At 59.1% G+C, this 21,528-nt stretch carries 19 protein-coding genes; 15 read left to right on the top strand and 4 right to left on the bottom strand.

Annotated features, from left to right (window positions below; translation table 11 throughout):
• The first annotated feature begins 112 nt into the window (after nucleotides 1-112).
• Nucleotides 113-1,183, top strand: coding sequence for a helix-turn-helix transcriptional regulator (locus tag NBH12_RS00625; protein ID WP_007057713.1), 1,071 nt, complete (start codon nucleotides 113-115; stop codon nucleotides 1,181-1,183).
• A gap of 18 nt (nucleotides 1,184-1,201) precedes the next feature.
• On the opposite strand, the gene NBH12_RS00620 is transcribed toward NBH12_RS00625, so the two are convergent.
• On the bottom strand, nucleotides 1,202-1,390 hold the full coding sequence (locus NBH12_RS00620; RefSeq protein WP_003829805.1) for a hypothetical protein: 189 nt from the start codon (nucleotides 1,388-1,390) through the stop codon (nucleotides 1,202-1,204).
• 259 nt (nucleotides 1,391-1,649) lie between these two features.
• On the opposite strand from NBH12_RS00620, the gene NBH12_RS00615 reads away from it, so the two are divergent.
• The 3 genes from NBH12_RS00615 (at nucleotide 1,650) to NBH12_RS00605 (ending at nucleotide 3,274) form a co-directional block, all read left to right on the top strand.
• Nucleotides 1,650-1,973: a type II toxin-antitoxin system RelB/DinJ family antitoxin gene (locus NBH12_RS00615; RefSeq protein WP_013140191.1), complete on the top strand. Its 324-nt coding sequence runs from the start codon at nucleotides 1,650-1,652 to the stop codon at nucleotides 1,971-1,973.
• The gene (locus NBH12_RS00610) at nucleotides 1,963-2,352 is read left to right on the top strand and encodes a hypothetical protein (protein WP_025301437.1); all 390 of its coding nucleotides are present in this window, start codon (nucleotides 1,963-1,965) and stop codon (nucleotides 2,350-2,352) included. The genes NBH12_RS00615 and NBH12_RS00610 overlap by 11 nt, the downstream gene beginning before the upstream one ends.
• A 178-nt stretch (nucleotides 2,353-2,530) precedes the next feature.
• Nucleotides 2,531-3,274 carry a MerR family transcriptional regulator gene (locus tag NBH12_RS00605; RefSeq protein ID WP_025222158.1) on the top strand — a complete coding sequence of 248 codons (744 nt, stop codon included), beginning with the start codon at nucleotides 2,531-2,533 and terminating at the stop codon, nucleotides 3,272-3,274.
• A gap of 181 nt (nucleotides 3,275-3,455) precedes the next feature.
• On the opposite strand, the gene NBH12_RS00600 is transcribed toward NBH12_RS00605, so the two are convergent.
• Nucleotides 3,456-4,757 carry an MFS transporter gene (locus NBH12_RS00600; protein WP_052790439.1) on the bottom strand — a complete coding sequence of 434 codons (1,302 nt, stop codon included), beginning with the start codon at nucleotides 4,755-4,757 and terminating at the stop codon, nucleotides 3,456-3,458.
• A gap of 158 nt (nucleotides 4,758-4,915) precedes the next feature.
• On the bottom strand, nucleotides 4,916-5,929 hold the full coding sequence (locus tag NBH12_RS00595) for a carbohydrate kinase family protein (RefSeq protein ID WP_025222156.1): 1,014 nt from the start codon (nucleotides 5,927-5,929) through the stop codon (nucleotides 4,916-4,918).
• A gap of 402 nt (nucleotides 5,930-6,331) precedes the next feature.
• Between NBH12_RS00595 and rpmB the strand changes: the two genes are divergently transcribed.
• The 3 genes from rpmB to rsmD all read left to right on the top strand — a co-directional run bounded on the left by rpmB (nucleotide 6,332) and on the right by rsmD (nucleotide 10,165).
• Nucleotides 6,332-6,526: a 50S ribosomal protein L28 gene (gene rpmB, locus NBH12_RS00590; RefSeq protein WP_003829811.1), complete on the top strand. Its 195-nt coding sequence runs from the start codon at nucleotides 6,332-6,334 to the stop codon at nucleotides 6,524-6,526.
• Between the two features lie 106 nt (nucleotides 6,527-6,632).
• Nucleotides 6,633-9,248, top strand: coding sequence for an ATP-dependent DNA helicase RecG (locus NBH12_RS00585; RefSeq protein WP_250819050.1), 2,616 nt, complete (start codon nucleotides 6,633-6,635; stop codon nucleotides 9,246-9,248).
• Between the two features lie 335 nt (nucleotides 9,249-9,583).
• Nucleotides 9,584-10,165, top strand: coding sequence for a 16S rRNA (guanine(966)-N(2))-methyltransferase RsmD (rsmD, locus tag NBH12_RS00580; RefSeq protein WP_185964122.1), 582 nt, complete (start codon nucleotides 9,584-9,586; stop codon nucleotides 10,163-10,165).
• Nucleotide 10,166: 1 nt separating this feature from the next.
• Here the strand turns inward: rsmD and trmD are convergent, their stop codons facing one another.
• Nucleotides 10,167-11,057: a tRNA (guanosine(37)-N1)-methyltransferase TrmD gene (trmD, locus tag NBH12_RS00575; RefSeq protein WP_416335937.1), complete on the bottom strand. Its 891-nt coding sequence runs from the start codon at nucleotides 11,055-11,057 to the stop codon at nucleotides 10,167-10,169.
• A gap of 133 nt (nucleotides 11,058-11,190) precedes the next feature.
• On the opposite strand from trmD, the gene NBH12_RS00570 reads away from it, so the two are divergent.
• The 8 genes from NBH12_RS00570 (at nucleotide 11,191) to NBH12_RS00535 (ending at nucleotide 21,447) form a co-directional block, all read left to right on the top strand.
• A complete protein-coding gene (locus NBH12_RS00570) occupies nucleotides 11,191-12,741 on the top strand; it encodes a peptidase U32 family protein (RefSeq protein WP_250819083.1) in 1,551 nt (516 codons plus the stop codon).
• 314 nt (nucleotides 12,742-13,055) lie between these two features.
• Entirely contained in the window at nucleotides 13,056-14,120 is a 1,065-nt protein-coding gene (locus NBH12_RS00565) for a purine nucleoside phosphorylase YfiH/LACC1 family protein (protein ID WP_065471059.1), read from the top strand.
• A 70-nt stretch (nucleotides 14,121-14,190) separates the two neighbouring features.
• Nucleotides 14,191-15,036: an IspD/TarI family cytidylyltransferase gene (locus NBH12_RS00560; protein ID WP_250819048.1), complete on the top strand. Its 846-nt coding sequence runs from the start codon at nucleotides 14,191-14,193 to the stop codon at nucleotides 15,034-15,036.
• Nucleotides 15,037-15,074: 38 nt separating this feature from the next.
• Entirely contained in the window at nucleotides 15,075-15,752 is a 678-nt protein-coding gene (locus NBH12_RS00555; RefSeq protein ID WP_003829818.1) for a pyroglutamyl-peptidase I, read from the top strand.
• Nucleotides 15,753-15,890: 138 nt separating this feature from the next.
• Nucleotides 15,891-17,330 (top strand): cell division protein, encoded by a 1,440-nt coding sequence (locus NBH12_RS00550; RefSeq protein ID WP_050825155.1) that lies wholly within the window; start codon nucleotides 15,891-15,893, stop codon nucleotides 17,328-17,330.
• Between the two features lie 117 nt (nucleotides 17,331-17,447).
• The gene (locus NBH12_RS00545) at nucleotides 17,448-18,794 is read left to right on the top strand and encodes a C1 family peptidase (RefSeq protein WP_021648791.1); all 1,347 of its coding nucleotides are present in this window, start codon (nucleotides 17,448-17,450) and stop codon (nucleotides 18,792-18,794) included.
• 219 nt (nucleotides 18,795-19,013) lie between these two features.
• The gene (locus tag NBH12_RS00540) at nucleotides 19,014-20,150 is read left to right on the top strand and encodes a 3-deoxy-7-phosphoheptulonate synthase (protein ID WP_016462607.1); all 1,137 of its coding nucleotides are present in this window, start codon (nucleotides 19,014-19,016) and stop codon (nucleotides 20,148-20,150) included.
• A gap of 64 nt (nucleotides 20,151-20,214) precedes the next feature.
• Complete coding sequence (locus NBH12_RS00535; protein ID WP_003829822.1) at nucleotides 20,215-21,447, top strand: 3-deoxy-7-phosphoheptulonate synthase; 1,233 nt, start codon at nucleotides 20,215-20,217, stop codon at nucleotides 21,445-21,447.
• Nucleotides 21,448-21,528 lie beyond the last annotated feature (81 nt).

Below are 21,528 nucleotides of genomic sequence, written 5' to 3'. Positions count from 1 at the left end.
ATAACCGGCGATTGCAACCCAAAGATGGTGGCGGGTGACATGGACGGCATGCCATAGTGAGCCCATCGGCCGAACATGACATGATAAAGATTACGTATGAAGGGACATTCCAATGAGTTTTCGCGCTAACCTGCAGTACCTACGTGCGCAACGCAACCTGACCCAGGAACGATTGGCCATGTTGCTTGGCGTCTCGCGTCAGGCCATTTCGAAATGGGAATCCGAAAAGGCCTATCCCGAGATGGACAAGCTGCTTATGATCTGCGACCTGTTCGGCTGCACGCTTGATGATCTGGTACTTGGCGATGTGAGTCGGCCTGCCGCGTCGGCTTCTGCGGCCGGTTCGTCGAATGTTGACTCCTCGGCTGAGACGGCATCGCCTTTAGCCGCTTCTTCCAAAACGGCGGGCATAATCGCTCCTATCGCGGAGCTTGCGCAGGATATCACTGGCTACGATGAACATCGCCGCCGATTCGCGCTGCTGATTGCCGGCGGTGTTGCTGCGATTGTCGCCGGGGTTGGCATCGGCAACCTGTTCGATTCCAGCAATTCCATTCTCGGAGCGACGCCGCTCAACGATTTTCTGACGTTTCTGTGCGTCTGTGTGGGTGTGATTGCGGGGCTGGCGATGCTGATTCCAGGAGGTCTGTCGCGTATTGACTTCAAACGGCGTCACCCATACGTAGAAGATTTCTACACCGGGGAGGACCGCAGCCGAGAATTGCGGCTGCTGGTAATCGGCATCGTCGGTGGCATCTCGGCTATTCTGATTGGCATTGCGGTGACGGTGTATGCCGATGACATGCTCGGCGTCTCCGATGGCTGGCCCAACGCAATTTTTCTGCTGCTCTGTGCGCCCGGTGTTTTCGGGTTTGTCTACTGCGGCATGAGATACAGTCTGCTCAATATCAACGCATACAACAAAGCGGCCGAGGACGACCGCAAGGAGCATGCGGGCGAGCAGGATTTCTACGCCAAACTGACCGGCGCGGTATGCGGCATCATCATGATGATAGCCACGCTGATTGGCCTGTGCTTGCTGTTCCTGAGCCCAGCTGCTCTGCGCGGTGATTGGTCGACCGGCGTTACAAGCATGTTCTGGGTCGCATGGCCTATCGGCGGCGTGCTGTGCGGAATCGCGGCCACCGCCATCCAACTGTTCAAGGATTATCGCGAGCGCTGATTGCGCGTCGCAAATTAGTTAGTTTCGCGTCGGGTCTTTCTGCAGCAGCAGGAAGACCAGCGCCGCGACGAGCAGGACGGCGATGGAGAGCACGCCGAACGAGGCGTTGCCGGTCAGGGACGTGGTGGTGGCTACCAGGAAGGTGCCGATGATTGAGGCGGTCTTAGGGAAGAAACAATAGTGAGACCGGGGAACCCTCGAAATCATTGGGGAATCATGGTGGCGATGCATGCGATTAACACATGTTGTTAACACAGATGTGGAATGAGGAGGCGCGTGAGGCTCGTGGTCTGCGACGCATGAGTGTGACCGTGAGCTCCCCAGCTGATGAGCGCAAAGGCAGAGATTGGTTTCACGCGGGATTGTCCCGATGTCAAGGTCATGATGCAAAAGCGTTAAGCATCCTACGGATTATATTGAGAAAAGAAGTCATTAGTAATACAATTGGCTTTGGAAAGGATTCATTATGAGCACTACCACTGTTCGCATGGATGATGATCTCAAAGCTGAAGTGAACGCCATTCTTGATTCCATGGGATTGAATTTCAATACGTTCGTGAATATGGCCAGCGTGCAGTTGGTGTCGCAGCGTCGTATTCCGTTCGAGGTGAAGGCGCCTGAACCCGTGCTGCCTCGCGCGGGACATGTTGCCGCCAATGGAGTTACGTACCGTGGGGTCGACGAACAGGGATATCCGGTGGTCGAAGTGCCGAACGCCATGGTGTTGAATCCAAGCCGGGGCGCCGATGGTGTTGCCGTACTGCCCAAGGCGTGGCGCGATGGCGAATAATCATGATATTCCGGAATTGATGCCGGTTCCGGAGCAATTGCATGTCTTCGACGTGTATCGCATGCAGGTGCGGTTCGAGGATGATCCGACGAAATCACGCAACCATTACGTGGCCGCCATCGTCATACAAGCCGACGATGACGGCGGAGTGGCTGTGAAACTGACCAGCAATCCAACCTGGCATGGGGCGGGCGATGTGCAACTGCCCGAGTATGAGCATGCCGGGCTTACCCATCTGACGACCGCTCGCTGTGCGCAGCTGGTGCGGTTCCTCTGGTCGGATCTACAGGGATTCACCGGTAGATTGAGTCGGAATGATGCCATACGTGTGGCCAATGCGGTCGGCGAGGTAAAGCCTGAAGAACAGGTGTGGCTGTAATGCTGTTCTGCCGTCTAACTGGTTCGGGGTATTCACTGTGAACCAGTGCACAATTGCGATGGTCGGATGTCTTTCCACAGTCCGCTTATATGTGAAGGTTTTGTGGTCGACGTTGCGTCATATGTTGCTTGTGACGTTGCGTAATGCGGCATATTGCTTGGTGAAAGGAGGTTAGGCCATGTCGATGGACGATGAAACGGACAGCCGATGCACCACAGGGGACATCGCCAAACTCACTGGTGTGAGTGTGCGAACCGTGCAGTACTACGACGCCAAAGGTCTGTTGATTCCCAATGAGATCAGCGACGGCGGCCGAAGACTGTATGGGACTGCAGAGGTCGAGCGGATGCGGGTCATCCTTTTTCTCAAAGGACTCGGCTTCAAGCTGGAGCGGATTCGCTCGATTCTGTCGGACGAGCGGCCGGAACGGGTGCTGGTTGATTTGCTGGATCAGCAGACGGCATCCTTGCAGTCGGGTATCGCCGAGCAGAAGCAACGTCTTGATGACTGCTTGCAGCTGCGCAAAGCACTGACGGTCTCGGCGTCTGACTTCGTATCGCCAACATTAACCGACATGGCAACCGTTATGAACACCACAACCACTCATTCCCTGCGCACCACATATTTGGTCATGCTGGCAATCGGATTGCCCGCGACTTTGTTGCAAATTGCATGCCTCGTCATCGGTGTGATGACAGACGTATGGTGGCCGCTGCCGGTCGCCGTTCTGCTGGCGATTGCGCTCGCCGTTGCGGCGACGAAGTACTATCGCTCCCGCGTGCAGTACCTATGTCCGGCTTGCCATGAGACCTTCCAGCCGGGTATGCGAGAGTTCGTATTCGCCGCACACACGCCCAAGACACGCAAGCTTACCTGCCCGCATTGCGGTCACAGGGGGCACTGCATGGAACTCAGCATCTGAAAGTTTCTGATTATAGCGTTCGATTCACCAACGGTAGTTGTCGCAGAATTTGCGACAACTACCGCCCTGTCAAAATATGTGCGTTGTGCAGGGCTACATTGTTTCAGGTCGCGGCTCGGGCGGTAGGATCTGCCGTTTTTATTGCTGCTTCGGCGTTCCTGTTGCTGATTGATGGGTGACATTACGCTTGCGTTGGGTCCTTCTGCAGGAGGAGGAACACGAACGCCAACACCAGCAGGATGGCGATGGAAAGCACGCCGAGGGAGGCGTTGCCGGTGATCGACGTGGTGGTGGCCACGAGGAACGTGCCCAGGATGCTCGCGGTCTTGCCGAAGATATCGTAGAAGCCGTAGTACTCGTTGGCGTGATCCTTGGGAATGATCTTGCCGTAGTACGAGCGGGAGAGCGCCTGGATGCCGCCCTGGAACATGCCGACCAGAATCGCCAGAATCCAGAACTCCGCGGCCGACTTCAGAAAGAACGCGGCAAAGAACACGATGCACATGTATGCCACGACTGCGGCCGTGATCATCGTCTTGCTGCCGAACCGGCCGGACAGTCGGCCGTACAGAATCGCGCAGGGGAAGGCCACGAATTGCGTGACGAGCAGTGCCACCACCAGCTGGGTGGAGTCGATGCCAAGCTCGGCACCGTAGGAGGTACTCATCGAAATCACCGTGTTCACGGCGTCGATGTAGAAGAAGAACGCGATCATGAACATCCACAACGGCTTGTTCTTCACGATTTTGCCGAACGTGCCCGCCAGCTCGCTGAACGTGCCGCGCACGGCCGAGCCCAGCTGGTCGCGGGTGGCACGGTAGTGCACCTGGCGGTAGCTGGTAAGCAGCGGGATGGTGAATGCCGCCCACCAGATGGCGGTGATGATGAACGAGGCGCGCGTGCAAGCCACCGTGGACCAGCCGAAGAGCGACGGGCCGCCGAAGATCAGCGCGATGCAGAAGATGAACGGCACGGTGGAGCCGATGTAGCCCCAGCCGTAGCCGTGCGAGGAGACCTTGTCCATGCGTTCGTTCGAGGTGGTGTCGATAAGCATCGAATCGTAGAACGTCAGCGAGCCGTTGAGGCCGATGGTCGCCAGAATGTAGACGACGAGGAACGGCAGCCAGGTCAGGGGCAGGGCCATCGCGCAGCAGGTGACCACGCCGGTGCCGAAGAAGCCAAGGAAGAACTTGATTTTCATGCCTTGTACGTCGGCGATGGAGCCGAGCAGCGGCATGAGCAGCGCGATGACCAGCGATGCGATGGTCTGCGCGTAGCCCCACGCGGACACGATGTTGCCGTCCGCGGGCATGAGCGATTTGGCGTAGATGGGGATGACTGCAGTGGAGAGCAGCACGAATGCCGAATTGCCGACATCGTAGACGATCCACTTCTTCTCGCGGGCGGTCAACTTGCCGTTTGTCGGCACGGTGGATTGGCTCTCGGCCCCGGTGGGCTCGTGGATATTCGTGGAATTGGTCATGTCACTCCTCGGCAGTGTTCAACTCAATCTATCGTAGGAGCGCTTAAAGTGGTAGAGGGGTCATTCCAGTTGAACGGCACGTGAATAATGTTGAGGTTAAGCCCACATATGGAAGACTCCCCTTGTTGAGGGGAGTCCGTTGGCTCATGCAGCAGACGCTACCCAATCAGCGCTGCCGCTTCGTCATATTCAGGGCACTGCGGCACGCCGTTGACGCTGTGTTGAATGGCAATCGAAGCCGCCGCGTTTGCGATTTTGACCGATTCGGCCAAGTCATGGCCCTTCGCCAGCATCGCGCACATCACGCCGGTATGGCAGCCACCTGCCGATCGAGTATGAATGGCCTTGGTGGGGTAGCCTTCAATGTGTGTCGTCTCGCCGCCCGGTTCGCGTATCCAAGCACCGCGAGCGCCGACACGTACCACTAATGGCGCGCGCAATGTGGTTCCCAGACCGTCGCAGAGCTGATGCATGAAATCGTCAAGACCGCCGCCGATGGTCACCTTGCTGTCGTCAATCGGAGCGCCCAAACGTTCGGCCAAGGTCATGGCCTCCTGACGATTGCAGGACCAGACTGGGCGCGCAAGCACCAAATCCTCAAGCATATGGTCGTTGACCAGTCGCAACGTATTGGTGGGGTTGATGACCAGTGTGTAATCGCGCTTGGCGGGATCGGTGCCGGCTTTCAGCAGGAATCCGTCTACGCCTGCGGCCGTGTGGTCCATCAGCGTATTGCCGCTGATATGCACCACGTCCTTAGCCTGCGGCTCGAGTGTGCTGAACGTATCGGCGTCGCCGTGCGCTTCGGCGCCATAGGAGGCGATGAAGGTCTTCTTCGGGGAACCGGAGGTCAGCACCACGCGGAAGCCGGAATCCTCATCAAGTCGATCCTGACCGATATGCGTGATGCCGTTGTCTTGGAACGACTGACGAATGAAGTGCGCCCACAGGCCGTTGCCCAAAATGCCGGCATGCTCGGTCGGCACGCCCATGCGGCTGGCCGCTTGCAGCACTCGGTAGCTGCCTCCGATGGTGGGCTTCGGATGGTCGGCCACGGCGAATCCACCTTGTTCCGGTATCTCGTCCACATCCAGCATGATGTCTACCCACACTTGGCCCAACGAGATCACGCTTGGCTCATGGGTACCGATGCCTCGCCTGAGATTTAACATGACAACCTCCTTCTTTGTGAGTTGCGGTCGTAGTCGTAGCAGTTGCAGTGCGTATGCCGCGAATACGGGAGCCCCCTTCGTTCCCATGCCATCTCTTATATCGAAATTATATGGGAGCTTGCTGGATAGGGAATAGACAAGGTGGCGTGTTGTATTGGATAATATGACTGTTTTGCCGGCGATTCGCGGACGGCGTAGTGCGCGGGATGGCGGCGAATAGAGGCTTCACACGAGCCTGATGCAGAGCATGCCGCGATGATGAGTCGGGCTATGATACACGCAAGAGTTGCGGTTGTCGGTATTGAGCTATATATTTGTGAAGTTGTGTGTTCGGCCTGCCGGGTAAAACCAGTGACCGGATACGTGAAAGACTTGACACATCAAGGTTTAAGGGAGTCCATCATGGCAGCTCGTTGCGCAGTGTGCGGCAAGGGACCGCAGACCGGTTTCACCGTTTCCCATTCGCACCGTCGTACCAAGCGTAGCTTCCGCCCGAACCTGCAGTCCGTGCGCACCACGATCGACGGCGAGAACACTCGCCTGCGCGTGTGCGGCAAATGCCTCAAGGCCGGCAAGGTTCAGCGCGTGGCCGCGTGAATCGCGTACTAACGTACTAACGTCTACAAAACCCGCTTAAGCTTCGGCTCGGCGGGTTTTGTTGTAGGTGATGCCGTTCGAGGGCTTACGGATAGAATGGAGCGCTATGAGTATCACCATGGACACCGCACTCGCTTCGCTGGTTCCCAACAAGCGTCGCGTGTCCGCGCTCAAATCGCTGGGTGTCACCACCGTGGGCGAGGCACTCACCTACTATCCTTTCCGTGTCACCGAACCGGTGCCACTGCGCACGATTCGAGAGGCCGTGATCGGTCAGCAAATGGCGTTTGCCGCTCAGGTGCGCGATGTGCGGGTGGTGCAAGGCCGCATGTCACGTGTCATCGCCACTGTGGACGATACCGATTATGCGCGCACTCGCCATATGCCCGGAGGTATCGCACAGCTGACATTCTTTGGCGGCCGTAAGAATTATGTTGACTGGGTGGCGAGACGCCTCAAGTCGAGTCCGATTCTGGTCGTTTCTGGTGTGCCCAGTGAATATATGGGTCAACTCCAGTTCACCCACCCGGATATTGTGACCGTCGCGCCCGGGCCGGCGGGAACAGCGACGGGTTCGGGGGGCGAGAACAGTATTCCTGATGCTGCGGCCGATTCTGCATCCACGGGCTCTGCTGGCCCATACGCGAATTTCCAGTCTGCCGCCGATTGGCCCGCTTCGACGCTTAAATATGATGCCGACACCGTGGCGGACGCCCTCACCCGCGTCTGCCGTCCCCGGCCGATCTACCACGCCAGCTCACGCATCTCGTCCGAACATATTCACGAGACGATTCTGGGACTGCTGTGGATGATGGGTGCGCGCGCAGCATCCGTGCCTGAAGGCCAAAACATGCCCGCCGAACTCGCTGCGCCCTCCACCGACAACATCGCGGTGCAGGACGGCGAGGAATCCGAGTCCAAGGTTGCCACACTCGCCCAGTCCATCCCGGATATTCTGCCTAAATCCATACGCGCGGCCAAGGGCCTGCTTCACAGGGCGGAGGCGTTCTTGGCCATTCATGACCCGGACTCCACCGTGCGATTCAAAGCGGCCATTGAGACGTTGCGCTACGAGGAGGCGTTCGTCTCTCAGGCCTCGCTACTGAAGGCCCGCCAACATGCTCATAAGTCGTCTGCTCATCCGTGCCTGTTGGACGGCGATAATGAAACCGGCGCAGCCAGCACGACGGCCGTAACTAATTTGCGTGATCGGTTCATCGCATCCTTGCCATTTGAACTGACTGCTGGTCAGCATCAGGTAGTTGAAGATATCGCCGCTGACTTGGCTCGTGACTGGCCTATGCAACGCCTGTTGCAGGGTGAAGTCGGATCCGGCAAAACCGTGGTGGCGCTCGCCGCCATGCTGCAAGTGGTCGGCGCGGGGTATCAGGCGGTGCTTGTGGCTCCTACTCAGGTGCTCGCCGAACAGCATTTTGAGACTATTGGCAAGATGGTCGCCGACCTCAATGTTCCTGTCACGTTGCTAACGGGCGGCATGAAACTCGCAGCCCGGCGTAAGGCTCTTGCTGCTGCGGCCAGTGGCGAGCCGGGCATTATCGTGGCTACGCATGCGGCGTTCTCCAAGACGTTCCAAGCACCACATCTGGCTTTGGTGGTCATTGATGAGCAGCACCGATTCGGTGTGGAACAGCGCGAAAGTCTCAATGCCAAAACCGATGACGGCACCACGCCGCATCTGCTGGTGATGACCGCAACGCCTATTCCGCGCACCGCCGCCATGACTTGGTTCGGCGATCTTGATATTTCCTGGCTCACTGAGCTGCCTGGTGGCCGCAAACCGATTCGTACGGTGGTGGTTAACGAAGCTGACGCGGGCACGATGGGGCGTATGTTCGCGCATATCCGTGCGCGTGTGGATGCAGGGGAGCGGGCCTATATCGTCTGCCCGCGCATCGATACGGATGATGAAGATGACGGCGGCGTGTCGGCAGCGGATTCCGCGCGGCGTTCGCGAGGGCTTTCAGCGGGTTCAAGCGGGCGATCCAGTCGGGCGGCTTCTTCGCGGACATCCCGCGCATCGGCCGATGACATTGGCATTGATGATCCGTATGAGACTTTCGACGACAATGGTGAGACGGTAGTCCGCCCGCCGTTGCACTCGGTAGCCGAAATCGCAGATCGATTGCAGAAGCTCCCGCAGTTTGCCGGCATCCGTTTCGCCACATTGACCGGTCGAGACAAGGATGATGTCAAAACCCAAGTCATGGCTGACTTCGCCAGCGGCGAGACTCCGATTCTGGTCTCGACCACGGTGATTGAAGTTGGCGTGGACGTCAAGCAGGCCAGCTGCATAGTCATTTTCGATGCTGACCGGTATGGCCTGTCCCAGTTGCACCAGTTGCGTGGTCGTGTGGGCCGCGGCGGTACCAATTCGTGGGCATTCCTCATCTCCCGTGCCGAGCCGGGCTCGCCCGCCGAGCAGCGCCTTGAGGTCATCCACAATTCGCTTGATGGGGCCGAAATCGCACAGGCCGACTTGGAATTCCGCGGTGCCGGCGACGTGTTGGGAGATGCCCAATCCGGTGGCAAGTCCAGTCTGAAGCTGTTGCGCGTGGTCAAGGACGCCGACATGATCGCCGACGCTCGTACCCGTGCCGAGCAGCTGCTCGAAGCCGACCCCGAACTGGCCGGCGAAGTCCAGCTTGCCGGAGCGGTCCTCGACTTTACCCGAGGCAACGAGACGTTTTTGACTTCCAGCTGAGGCCTTCTCGGTTTCGAGGGGCAGATACACCGGTTGCCCGGAAGTCTATCTCCGTTTCAAGGGGCTGGTGGCTGAGTAGACATGGACACAAAACGGCGGAATGACGTTATCGTTAGACCGTTTATACTCGATGTTTCGTGCTTGAGGAGCCCCTTGAAACGGAGATAGACCTCCTGAAATGCCCCAATCAGCCCCTCGAAGGCCAGATTGACGATTGTTGTGCCTTGATTGCCTCAATTATGAGAGATCCGTGGGGAAGCCGGCCGTCAGTCAGAATATTGCAAAGGCCGTATTAACGAGTTCGATGGTTCCGAGCAGCCGCTAGGCTGGTAGACATGCGCGTTATTTCTGGACGATTCAAGGGTGCGGCACTCACCACCCCGAAAACCGGCACTCGGCCCACCACGGATCGCACCAAAGAGGCGATTTTCTCCCATCTTGATTCATGGGGTGTGCTGGACGACGCCCGTGTGCTGGATTTGTTCGCCGGTACGGGCGCACTGGGCATCGAGGCATTGAGCCGCGGCGCACGTGAGCTGGTGGCCGTGGAAAGTTCCCGACCTGCGGCGGCGCTTATCGCCAAGACGTTCGCGCAACTGCAGAAAAACCGTTCTTGGGACGCCTCGCTGAAAGCCCGTGTGCTCACTAAAAAGGCCGAGCAGGTGACTGGCGGTTTTGGCGAGCCGTTCGATGTGATTTTTATCGACCCGCCCTACGCTTACGGAACCGACGAATGCAACCAGCTTCTGGCCGACTTGGCGGCGGGCAGCGCCACTAACACCAACACGGTGATTATGCTCGAACGTTCGGTGCGATCGGAGGATCCGCAGGCCCCTGAGGGCTGGAAAATCACCGAAAGTCGCAACTACGGCGAAACCGCTGTGTTCTATATTGAGGCGATTGAGCCGGAGGCGTAGCCTACTCCAACTTGCGCGGGTGGGCGGCGGAGACCTCCCAACCCAAAGCCATCAGGGTCTTGCGGTCGGCCTTATCCAACGCCTTGCAATCCAGCGCCGCAATCAAATCCGGACGAATCTCGGCGGTGCGGGCCAGCGCCTCATCGCGGCGGTAGCGATCCACCTTGCCATGATCTCCGGAAAGCAGCACATCCGGTACGGCGATATCGCGCCATACGGCCGGCTTGGTGTACTGATGGTGTTCCAACAGCGCGCCCTCGCCGGTGTAGGACTCTTCGACAATGGAATCCGGGTTGCCCATGAAGCCCGGCATAAGGCGGGTAATGGCCTCCAGCATCACCGAAACCGCTACTTCGCCGCCGTTGAGCACATAATCGCCAATGGAATACTCGCGCACATCGATGCCCTGCGAACGGTAGTAGTCGGGAATGCGCGCGTCGTACCCCTCGTACCGGCCGCAGCCGAACAGCAGATGCTTGGCATGACTGAGTTCCGTGGCGTCGCGCTGAGTGAACAGCGGGGCCGACGGGTTCGGGAAGATGAGCACTGGTGCGCTTGGCTGGGCGGACACGTCACTTTCGGCAGGAGAGCCGTCAGAAGAAACGAGAACGTTGACGGATGCCGATTGCGTGTTGGCAGCGGAGACCGGATCGTCGGATTGGTTCGTATCGGCGTCAGAGTCAGCTGCAATACCTGGAGCTGGGGCCGAGTCAGACTGCTGCGAAAGTCCCAGCAGCTCATCCAGACATTCGCCCCACACTTCGGGCTTCATCACCATGCCGGCGCCGCCGCCCACCGGCGTATCGTCCACCGAATGATGCACGTCATGGGTCCAGTCGCGCAGATTGTGCGCCTTGATCTCCAACAGCCCCTTGGCCTGTGCCTTGCCCATCAGGCTCAGGTTCATCACCTCAAAATACTCGGGAAACACGCTCACGATATCGATTTTCATGTTCCCCAGCCTAACGGTAGCCCCGCCCGCATTACACGGCCACCACTACACTATTGCGGTGATGAATACCACGATGAGAATCCCCACACGCAAGAAGCCTGAAGTGCTGTCTCCGGCCGGCAACTTGCGCGGCCTGAAAACTGCGGTCGATTATGGTGCCGACGCCGTCTACTGCGGCGGCAAAGCGTTCGGCATGCGCTCGGCCCCCAAAAACCTAAGTCTTGAGGACTTCGAGGAGGGCTCGCGCTACGCCCATGAGCGCGGTGCCCGCGTGTATGTGACGTGCAATGTGCTGCCACGTAACAACGAGATCAAAGCCATGCGCGAATACATCGGCCAGCTCAAAGACACCGGCGTGGATGCGCTCATCGTTTCCGATATCGGCGTAATGATGATGGCCCGCCAAGTGGCCCCGAACCTCGAACTGCATGTTTCCACCCAAGCGGGTGTGACCAACTACCAGGCCGCCAACGCGTTCTATGAGCTCGGTGCTCGCCGTGTGGTGCTGGCCCGCGAGATGGACTTGCAGGCTGTGCGCGATATCCGCGCCAACATTCCCGATGACCTTGACATCGAATGCTTCGTGCACGGCGCCATGTGCATGGCGTTCTCCGGTCGGTGCCTATTCTCCAACTACCTGACCGGCCGTGACGGCAACCACGGCGAATGCGCCCAGCCCTGCCGCTGGAAGTACTCGATTGTGGAGGAGAAACGCCCCGGACAGTACTTCCCGATCGAGCAGACAGAAAACGGCGCCTACCTGTTCAACTCACAGGACATGAACATGTTGGGCCACCTCGACGATCTGATCGATTCCGGCGCCACCAGCCTCAAAATCGAAGGCCGTGCGAAAAGCGCCTACTACATCGCCGCGATGACCAACGCCTACAAGACCGCCGTCAACGAATACATGATTCAACGCGGTTTTGAAGATGCTGACGGCAATATCTTGCTGCCGTTCCACGACCGCGTGATCCGCCCGTCCGACCCTGATTACGGCCAGGGAACCGAGGATCAGGTAATGCGCAATGCCGACGCCGCATTCGCCGGTGTGGCCGATGAAGGCTATGACCGTGCCGTCGCTACGTCTGATGCGCCGGAGCCCGACGGCATGAGTTCGCATGCCCGTTCCACGCGTCGCAAGTCCAACACCGCCGTCGAACAGATTGAGACCGATTGGAAGCACGCAGCCGTCCGCCCGGCCCCTCACGTCGAACTGCCAGAGTGGCTGCTCGAAGAAACCGACAAAGTGGCTCACCGTGACTACTCCACCGGCTTCTACTACCCCGAGCGCAAAGTCACGCAGAACACTGACCGCTCCGCCTATTTCCGTTCCTGGCTGGTAGTCGGAGAAGTGCTCAGCTGGAGCGCAGACGAAGGCGGCCGCGTCACACTGATGAGCCGCAACAAAATCGAACCCGGTCAGCAAGTCGAATTCCTCCTACCCGGTGAGCGTCCGTTGGCATACATTGTGCCGGAAGACGGTCTGCGCGATGCAGACGGCACACCGGTGCCCGCCATCAATAATCCGGCGCATGTGTTTTCGATGCCTTGCCCGCATCAGGTGCCCATCAACGCCGCCATCCGTTCGCGTACCAAGAAGCCCACGCTCAAAGCCGAATAGCTTTGACGGACGAAGAACCGGAAGCCATTGGTTGAATGTGGCGATTAAGACCGCATTACCGGTGGAGTTCCTTCGTCACGGCTATCTCAGCGACAGAGATTTAGGAAATTGTCCCATTCGTCCTGAAATCCTTTCGCTGAGTCGAGTTCAGCGTTAGAAATTTAGGAGATGGGGGCTCATTTCCTAAATTCCTGACACTGAGAGCTGGTAAGCGACAGAAATTAAGGGACAAAGCCATTGATTTCCGAAAATTCTGGCGCTGAGCCACAGATAACTGAGATAATAAGACAACAGAGACAATAAAGGAGCGCGTGATGTCCGAATACAGTGACGAGATCCTCGATTCCAACCAGATCAGCTCCACTGATAAGGAGGGTCGCCCGATTCCGGTGACTATTCCGATTGCGCTAGCTCCCGGTATCACGGTGGTTTACACCACGCGGCTGGGAGGGCTGAGCGCCGGTGATTACGGCAATCTGAACCTCGGTGGCAAATCCGGCGACAATCCACAGGCCGTGATGTCGAACCGCATTGCCTTGTCTGAAGCAGTGCATGCACGCCTGTCGCTGGTCTCGCAGGTGCATTCCGGCGTGGCTGTGGATGTGGATGATTCCTTCGTTGTCAACACCCCATTTGGTTTCGATGTATCCGGCACCCACCGGAGTGTGGAGGAATATCAGACGGGTCGTGGCATGGAGACCGATGCCGATGGTCGTAAGCACGAGCCGACCGAACCCACTGGGTCAGCTGAGAATGTGTCGCAGGTCATCGAGGCAGACGGGCAAGTCACCTCACAATCCGGCATCGCCCTGGGTATGTTCGCGGCTGACTGCCTGCCGGTGCTCCTCGCCGACCCGGTCACCGGCGTCATCGGCGCGGCTCATTGCGGACGGCGTGGCCTTGAACGCGGCATCATCGAATCCACCGTGGAACTGATGAAGCTCAAGGGGGCCGATCCGACGAACATCATTGCTACACTCGGCCCGCGTATCTGCGGTGATTGCTACGAGGTGGGCGATGAAGTCGCCGACCAGTTCGTCAAGCGTTTCCCGTTGACCAAAACGCAGACACGCTTCGGCGGTGCCGGCATTGATATCGCCGAAGCCGCAATGATTGACCTCGCCTTTGCCGGTGTCCATCAGGTGGTTGATTCCATGCCGCGCGTCCATGCTGCGACCGAATACCTCGAGGCGGATCCTGAACTTGCTGAACTGTGCCGCACCGACGGTGAGGGGCCGGCCGAGCTTGCGGAGCGCATCGGCAACATCAACCACAGTATGTGCACGCTCGAGAATCCGCTCTGGTACTCCCATCGCCGTGCCTCGCTTGCCAACAAAGCCCACGAAGGCCGCCTGCTGGCTCTCATCGTGCGGCAATAGCGAGCACATTCCGTGGAGAAAGCTGTGAGGCAGGTCACGAACGGCCAGACCTCCCCTTACGGTGGTGGCTATGACTGAGAGAGACTCCGATATCCCTGAAACCGCAGCCGCCCGACCCGCACAGACCGCGCCGGTGGTGGCCGTGGTGCTGGCGGCCGGCTTCGGCACCCGCTTTGACCCCGACAACCCCAAGCAGCTTGTCTCTGTGGGCGGCAAGCCCATCGTGTGCTGGAGCATCGAGGCGTTCGAGCGTTGCGGGCGTGTCAGTGACATCGTGGTGGTGGTCAATCCCAAGGTACGTTCGGCGGTCGAATCACTGATTGACGATATGGGATACACCAAAGTGCGCGTGATTATCGACGGTGGCGCCGAACGTGTGGACAGCACCGCCGCCGCGCTTGACACGTTGGCGGCCGCCGGTATTCCCGATGATGCCAAGATCCTGATTCATGATGCCGTCCGACCGTTTGTGGAGCAGTCCTCCATCGAGGGGTCGATTGACGCGCTCGACCAGTTCACCGCCGCAACCGTGGCATATGCTTCCACTGATACAGTGCTGCTGACCGAGGATCTCGGCGATGTGAAAGTGGTCAAATCGGTGCCGGACCGCCCGAACACGTTCCGTGCGCAGACACCGCAGTCGTTCCGATTCGCCACGATTCGCCGTGCATACGAACTGGCCGCATCCGATCCGGATTTCCATCCCACCGATGACACTCGGGTAGTGGTCGACTATCTGCCTGACGAGCCGGTTGCCATCGTGTCCGGCAGCGAGACGAATCTCAAAATCACCACGCTGGAAGATGTGCCCACCGCCGAACATATCGCCGAGGAAATTCAGGGACGCGATCCCAGGGAAGAGGCGCGCGCCCGCATGCATGCGCTCCTCGCCCAAGCCGCAGGTCAGATGCGCTGACCTCCCCAAACCCGTGAAGAGATATTAGACTTACCAATATGCGTGAACTCAATGTTGTGATTTCCGGATTCGACCACTATGACGGTGTGGACGTTAATCCGGCTATCGAGGTGCCCAAGGCCATTGCCGAGCAGGGTTTGGGGCCTGCCTCCAGTCCGGACGACCCGTTGGATCAGGTTGAGGTGACCATTCATGTGGTCAGCATTCCGGTGAGTTTCGCCAAAGCCTGGCCCACACTCAAAGAGACCATCGAGGCCACGAGGCCTGACATTGTCATCGCCACTGGGCTCAAGCATTCGGCCCGTGGTGTGATGCTGGAACGCTGCGCCACCAATTTGATGGATACGGCCAAACCTGACGCCGACAATGTGACTCCGCGTCGCGAGCCCATCGATCCCGACGGCCCGGCCGCTTACTGGACGCGTCTGCCATTGCGCTCGATTTTGAATGACTTTGCCGACGATTCGATTCCGGCCACCTTAAGCTCTGATGCCGGCACATTCGTATGCAACTCGCTGTTCTACAATTTGCTCAATTGGACCGCCACTCAGGAACGTGTGCTGGGAGGATTCGTGAGCTTCCCATTGGTAGGGCCGGCGCATTCCAGCCAGAACGGATTGCCGCTGGAACAGCAGATTGCCGCTGGGCGAGACGTGGTGCGCGAGGCTGTGCGCTACTATCTCAAGCCCTCCAGCTCCGATATCCTCATTGCCTGAGTCTCACCCCGACGCACCAAAACCGAACACGTTTCGCACGCATTGTAACGATGTTCGCCGTCCCCAGCTTCGGCATGCTTCCATGCGCTACAGTGCTTGAGGACGAGCCAAGTTGCGTATGTGAAAGGACGGACAGACATGGTGGACCGTTTCCCGGTGGTGCTGCGAGGATACGACAAAGAGAAGGTGGACGCGGCATTCGAGGTTGCCCAAGATAGCGTGAACGAGGCCCATCGCACGCTGGCCAACATGCGAGAGCAGATTGCCGCGGATGATGATCGCATTCTGCAATTGCAGGCCCAATTGCAGGAGGAGCGCAATAAGAAGTCGCAGGGCAACACGTTCGCGTCGCTCGGCGCCAACGCTCAGCAGATGCTTGCTTCCGCCGAGCAGACCAGTTCCGAGCTGCTCGAACGCGCCAAGCAGGACGCCTCCTCCACGCGCACGACCGCGCAAGCTCAAGCCGAGACGTTGATTAACAACGCTAAGTTGGACGCGCAGCACATTGTGGATGATGCCAATGCCAAGGCTGCTTCCATCCTGCAGGATGCCAACAATCAGGCTGCATCAATCACCACTGCCGCCAACGAGGATGCCGCCCAGCTGCGCGCTGAGACCGCCAAGAACGTCACCGAGCAGCGTCAGACCGTTGAACTTGAGCTCAGCAACACCCGTGAGGAACACGATAAGAGGCTTGCCTCCGAACGCTCTACGCAAGAGCGCGAAATCGCCGAGATGAAGGCCGAAGCGGCCAGGCAGACCGCCGAGCTGCGCAAGAACGCCAACGAGGAAATCGCCAAGCTCAAGTCCGATTCCAATGACCAGATCGAAGCGGCGCTCGCCGATGCCAACAAGAAGCTGGCCGATGTACGCGAGCAGGTGTCCAAGATGATGACCGAGGCCCAGCGCAAGGCCGGCGAGATCACCGATACCGCCAAGGCCAAGGCTCAGGAGATCACCGACGAGGCCGAGGTCAACCGCACCAGCACGATGAGCCAGGTCACTGCCGAGGTCGAACAGATTCGTGCCGACATTGCCGCTCAGCAGGATGAGGCCACCAAGAAAGTCAACGAGTTGCTCGCCAACCTCGAGGAGCGCCGTACTGCCGCCAAGCAGGAGGCCGATGAACTGGTTGGCCAGGCGAAGAACACCCGTGAAGAGGCCGACTCCTATGCGGCCGATAAGCGTAAGGAGGCCGACGAACAGGCGGCTGAGATCGTGCGCAAGGCAGGTGAGGACGCCGACAATCAGATTCAGGAGCGTCGTAACGCGGCTCAAAGCGAGCTTGACGGGCTGGCCAAGCGCATTGCCGAATTGCAGTCGCGTGAGGCCACTATTACCCAGCGCGTTGCCGAACTGCGTGCGATGTTCGCCCAGGCATTCTCCGGCTTCGGTCTCAGCGCCGATAATTCCGGCGATGCCGCTGCCTCGCTGCCGGTGGTCAACCCGGTTCCGGAACAGCAGCAGGAATCGGATGACGAACAGGCGCAGCCTGATGACGCCGAAACCGATGGACAGAGCGCCGAACAGGGCGACGAGGCCGGTCAGTCGGAACCGTCTGAGCCCGAGGCTGAATGACAAGCCATCGATTAGACTACTAACGGCAAGATATACGGCACCTGTGCTCTGCGCCAGGTGCCGTAATCGTTGTGAACATTGCGCCACAAGCGTACCGAACCCAAAGAAGGAATAGACATGAGTGAATTGACGCCTTTGACTGGCGAAGCGCTGAACACTCTGCGCAGCGAATTTGACGCCGACGGCACCAGCCGCCTGGCCATGAATGCGGTGACCGCCGCTGGAATCGACAAGGTGGCCCGCAACTATGATCGCGCCCGTCTGCTGCAGCGTCGCTTCTCCACCACTGTGGATAACGGCGAGGCCACCCATCAGGATCGCTCCGGCCGCTGCTGGTTGTTCAGTTCCCTGAACGTGGCCCGCTTCATCGCCAAGAAGAACATGAACTTGAAGGAGTTCGAGTTCTCCCAGAACTACGCGATGTACTACGACAAGCTGGAGCGCGTCAACTACTTCCTCAAGGATGTGGCAGCTCTGGTGGAGGCCGGCGAGCCTGCTGACTCCCGCCTGATCCAGCACCTGCTCGCCGACGTGATGGGCGACGGCGGCCAGTGGACCATGGCCATGAACGTGTACAAGAAGTACGGTGCCGTGCCCAAGGATCTGTTCCCGGAGACCGAATCCTCCAAGAACACCGGCGAGATGAACACCCAGCTTCGTCACCTGCTGCACACCGCCGTGGCGCACATGTACGCTGCCGAAGGCGACACCGCCAAGGTCGAGCAGATCATTGCCGAGACCACTGCTGCTGGCCACCGTATCCTGACCATCCACCTGGGCGAGCCGCCGGTCTCCTTCGACTGGGAGTGGACTGACGCGGACGGCGAATTCCACCGCGACGGCGAGATTACGCCGGTCGAGTTCTGGAAGAAGTACGTGGGGCCTGCCGGTCTTGAGGACTACGTGTGCCTGGTGGACGACCCGCGCGCCGAGCACGCCAAGGGCAAGAAGATCGGTATTGAGCACCTCGGCAACGTGGCCGGCGGCGACGCCACCGAGTACCTCAACGTGCCGAACCAGTTCATGAAGGACTGCGTCAAGCAGATTCTGGTCGAGCAGGGCATTCCGGTGTGGTTCGGTGCCGACTGCCACCCGTTCATGGATCGTGAATCCGGCGCTTGGGCCACCGATCTGTTCGAGTACGGCAAGGTATACGACGTAGACTTCGACCTCGATAAGGAAGCCCGCGTACGCTTCGGCGATTCCGCCATGAACCACGCCATGGCATTCGCCGGTGTGGACGTTGCCGACGATGGCACCACCCGCCGCTGGCGCGTGGAGAACTCCTGGGGCGCCAAGATCGCCGACAAGGGCTACTTCACCATGTCCGACGACTGGTTCACTGAGTACGTCTACGAGGTCGCCGTCCCGAAGAGCATGCTCCCAGCCGAATACCAGAAGGCTTTAGAAGAGCCCGCCACCATGCTTCCGGCTTGGGATCCGATGGGCGCATTGGCTAAGTAGCACGCGAAGCGTGCGTCGGCCAATGTGAGAAGCCGGAAATAGAAAACTGTCCAGTGGACTGTTTTCCCGGCTTCTCGGCCAGCAGGACGGAGCTGAAAGGCGAGTCCGTAATTGTGGGGCTCGGAGAGCGCGAGCATAAACAAACTGCTATAGTTAGGCCTTCGTGCAACACGCACGGAGGCCTAACTTATAGTCATAGAAGAAGAAAGGAGTCGAGCAATGGCAGCACTGCGTGGTCCTGATAGTTCAGAGGACGAACGTCGTTTGGGGGAGCAGGCGGTCTTTCCCGAGACAGTGGATGTCAATATTCGCCAGCTCGACCCCATTCCCGCACCTCGCGCCTTCCTCAAGGAGCAGCCGCTCACCGATGAGATGAGCGAGCTCGTGCTTCACTCCCGTCAGGAGATTCGTGACGTGCTCAATGGTCGCGACGACCGCTTGCTGGTCATTGTGGGCCCCTGCTCTATTCATGATCCCAAGGCCGCGCACGAATACGCCGAAAAGCTTGCCGCCGTCAAGCGTGAGCTCGAAGACCGTCTCGTCATCGTGATGCGCGTGTACTTCGAGAAGCCGCGTACCACCATCGGTTGGAAGGGCTTGATCAACGATCCTGATCTGGATGGCCGCTTCAATATTCGCAAAGGCATGTGGTTGGCCCGCAAGGTGCTCACCGACGTGCTGAGCCTCGGTCTGCCCACGGCCACTGAATGGCTCGATCCCATCACTCCGCAGTACATCTGCGACGCGATCAGCTGGGGTGCCATCGGCGCGCGCAATACCGAAAGCCAGGTTCACCGCGAACTCGCTTCTGGCCTATCCATGCCGGTGGGCTTCAAGAACTCCACCGACGGCTCCATCAAGGCCGCCGCTGATTCTTGCTATGCCGCAGGATTTGAGCACCACTTCCTATCCATCAATCTTGATGGCCGTGTGATTTCCGCCGAGACCAAAGGCAACCCGGACTGCCATCTGGTGCTGCGCGGCTCCAGCCATGGTCCGAACTATGATGCCGCATCCGTGCGCCAGGCGCTCGAGGATCTGAAAGCATCCAAGGCGTCCGGCCCCAGCCAGCATGGCCTCGTCATTGATGCCGCCCATGGCAACTGCGGCAAGGATGAGAATCGTGAAGCCGGGGTCATCGAAGAGATTGCCGAACGTTTGGCGGCCGGCGAACAGGGCATTACCGGTGTGATGATGGAAAGCTTCCTGGTGGGAGGCCATCAGAAGCCGGCCCCGCTCGATCAACTGGTGTACGGTCAGTCCGTCACCGATTCCTGCGTGCCGTGGGATCGCGCCAACGAGCTTTTGCACACGCTGGCCGACGCCGTCACGACTCGCCGCGCGCTCCATCGCTGACAATCTGGGTTTGTTCCCGTGACACCCTATCCTTGGGAAAGATAGTAATCCAAGGAGAGATGTTATGCAGCAGCAGGATGGCAGCGCCACGGCCACGCACCCGTTGCAGGTCGGCCCGCAGCCGTTGAATACGCCGGAGGAGCTTCGCGCGATTCGTCAGGCCATGGGAGAGGGCAAGAACCCGCTCATCGCCACTGACGTGCCGCGCTGGGAGGACCAGGTAGGTGTCAGCCGCATCATCAACCGCAGGGTGCTGGAGCTTGAGCCGCTGCCCACGCCGGCTCAGGTACTTGCCGAACTTCCTCTGACCGATAAGGCTCAGGAGATTGTCGCCTATTCGCGCGACGAAATTCGTGCATGTCTGTACGGTCAAGATGACCGGCTGCTGGTCATCGTTGGCCCTTGCTCGGTTCATGACCCGCAGGCGGCGCTTGACTATGCTCATCGATTGGCTGCGCTGAAGGATGAGCTCGGCGAGCAGCTGCTTATCGTCATGCGCGTGTACTTCGAAAAGCCACGTACCACCGTCGGGTGGAAGGGCCTGATCAACGATCCGGATATCGACGGCAGCCACAACATCAAGAAGGGCCTGTTGCTGGCGCGCAAGACTTTGCTCGGCGTATTGGATGAGGGCTTGGCCGCTGCCACGGAATTTCTGGAGCCTACTAGCCCGCAGTTCATCTCGGACGCGGTGAGCTGGGGTGCCATCGGCGCGCGCAACACGGAAAGCCAGATTCACCGACAGCTAGCCAGCGGCCTGTCCATGCCGGTGGGCTTCAAGAACGCCACTGATGGCTCGGTCAAGGCCGCCGTGAACGGTTGCTTCGCCGCTGCCCAACAGCACACGTTCTTCGGCATTGACCACTTGGGCCGTGCCTGTGCAGTCGAGACACTCGGCAACCCGGATTGCCATGTGGTATTGCGTGGTTCCGCGTACGGCCCGAACTACGATGCCGAATCCGTGGCTAAGGCCATGGGTGACGTGCGTGCCGAAATGCCCGCCGAATCGGCTGCGTCCCATGGCCTTATCATCGATTGCTCGCATGGCAATTCCGGCAAGGATGAGCATCGACAGGCCGAAGTAGTGCGCAATATCGCCGGTCGAATTGCGGCTGGGGAACAAGGCATCACCGGTATCATGATGGAAAGCTTCATTGAGGGCGGCAATCAGAAGGCCGCGCCACTGGACCAGCTGGTGTACGGCAAGTCGATTACTGACAAGTGCATTAGCTGGCCGGACACCGAAGCGCTACTGCGCGAACTTGCCGAAGCCGTGGCGACGCGGCGGTGGCACTGAGCCATTTATGCCCCCGCTAGCGGGGGCTGGCTCGCGAAGCGAGACTGGGGGATGGTTTGAGCGAGACACCTTAACGACCCC

Source organism: Bifidobacterium sp. M3-N-101, from assembly GCF_023656805.1.
Taxonomy (GTDB): domain Bacteria; phylum Actinomycetota; class Actinomycetes; order Actinomycetales; family Bifidobacteriaceae; genus Bifidobacterium; species Bifidobacterium breve.
Note: the sequence above shows the minus strand (reverse complement) of the source record. Positions and strands in the feature narration are given on the sequence as shown.

Excerpts from the sequence above, each read along its gene's own strand:
- NBH12_RS00545 (WP_021648791.1), top strand. The coding sequence starts at position 17,448 with ATGAGTGAATTGACGCCTTTGACTGGCGAAGCGCTGAACACTCTGCGC.
- NBH12_RS00540 (WP_016462607.1), top strand. The coding sequence starts at position 19,014 with ATGGCAGCACTGCGTGGTCCTGATAGTTCAGAGGACGAACGTCGTTTG.
- trmD (WP_416335937.1), bottom strand. The coding sequence starts at position 11,057 with ATGGGCAAGGCACAGGCCAAGGGGCTGTTGGAGATCAAGGCGCACAAT.
- NBH12_RS00570 (WP_250819083.1), top strand. The coding sequence starts at position 11,191 with ATGAGAATCCCCACACGCAAGAAGCCTGAAGTGCTGTCTCCGGCCGGC.
- NBH12_RS00625 (WP_007057713.1), top strand. The coding sequence starts at position 113 with ATGAGTTTTCGCGCTAACCTGCAGTACCTACGTGCGCAACGCAACCTG.
- rsmD (WP_185964122.1), top strand. The coding sequence starts at position 9,584 with ATGCGCGTTATTTCTGGACGATTCAAGGGTGCGGCACTCACCACCCCG.
- NBH12_RS00600 (WP_052790439.1), bottom strand. The coding sequence starts at position 4,757 with ATGACCAATTCCACGAATATCCACGAGCCCACCGGGGCCGAGAGCCAA.
- rpmB (WP_003829811.1), top strand. The coding sequence starts at position 6,332 with ATGGCAGCTCGTTGCGCAGTGTGCGGCAAGGGACCGCAGACCGGTTTC.
- NBH12_RS00620 (WP_003829805.1), bottom strand. The coding sequence starts at position 1,390 with ATGATTTCGAGGGTTCCCCGGTCTCACTATTGTTTCTTCCCTAAGACC.
- NBH12_RS00595 (WP_025222156.1), bottom strand. The coding sequence starts at position 5,929 with ATGTTAAATCTCAGGCGAGGCATCGGTACCCATGAGCCAAGCGTGATC.
- NBH12_RS00565 (WP_065471059.1), top strand. The coding sequence starts at position 13,056 with ATGTCCGAATACAGTGACGAGATCCTCGATTCCAACCAGATCAGCTCC.
- NBH12_RS00550 (WP_050825155.1), top strand. The coding sequence starts at position 15,891 with ATGGTGGACCGTTTCCCGGTGGTGCTGCGAGGATACGACAAAGAGAAG.
- NBH12_RS00615 (WP_013140191.1), top strand. The coding sequence starts at position 1,650 with ATGAGCACTACCACTGTTCGCATGGATGATGATCTCAAAGCTGAAGTG.
- NBH12_RS00610 (WP_025301437.1), top strand. The coding sequence starts at position 1,963 with ATGGCGAATAATCATGATATTCCGGAATTGATGCCGGTTCCGGAGCAA.
- NBH12_RS00555 (WP_003829818.1), top strand. The coding sequence starts at position 15,075 with ATGCGTGAACTCAATGTTGTGATTTCCGGATTCGACCACTATGACGGT.
- NBH12_RS00605 (WP_025222158.1), top strand. The coding sequence starts at position 2,531 with ATGTCGATGGACGATGAAACGGACAGCCGATGCACCACAGGGGACATC.
- NBH12_RS00535 (WP_003829822.1), top strand. The coding sequence starts at position 20,215 with ATGCAGCAGCAGGATGGCAGCGCCACGGCCACGCACCCGTTGCAGGTC.
- NBH12_RS00560 (WP_250819048.1), top strand. The coding sequence starts at position 14,191 with ATGACTGAGAGAGACTCCGATATCCCTGAAACCGCAGCCGCCCGACCC.
- NBH12_RS00585 (WP_250819050.1), top strand. The coding sequence starts at position 6,633 with ATGAGTATCACCATGGACACCGCACTCGCTTCGCTGGTTCCCAACAAG.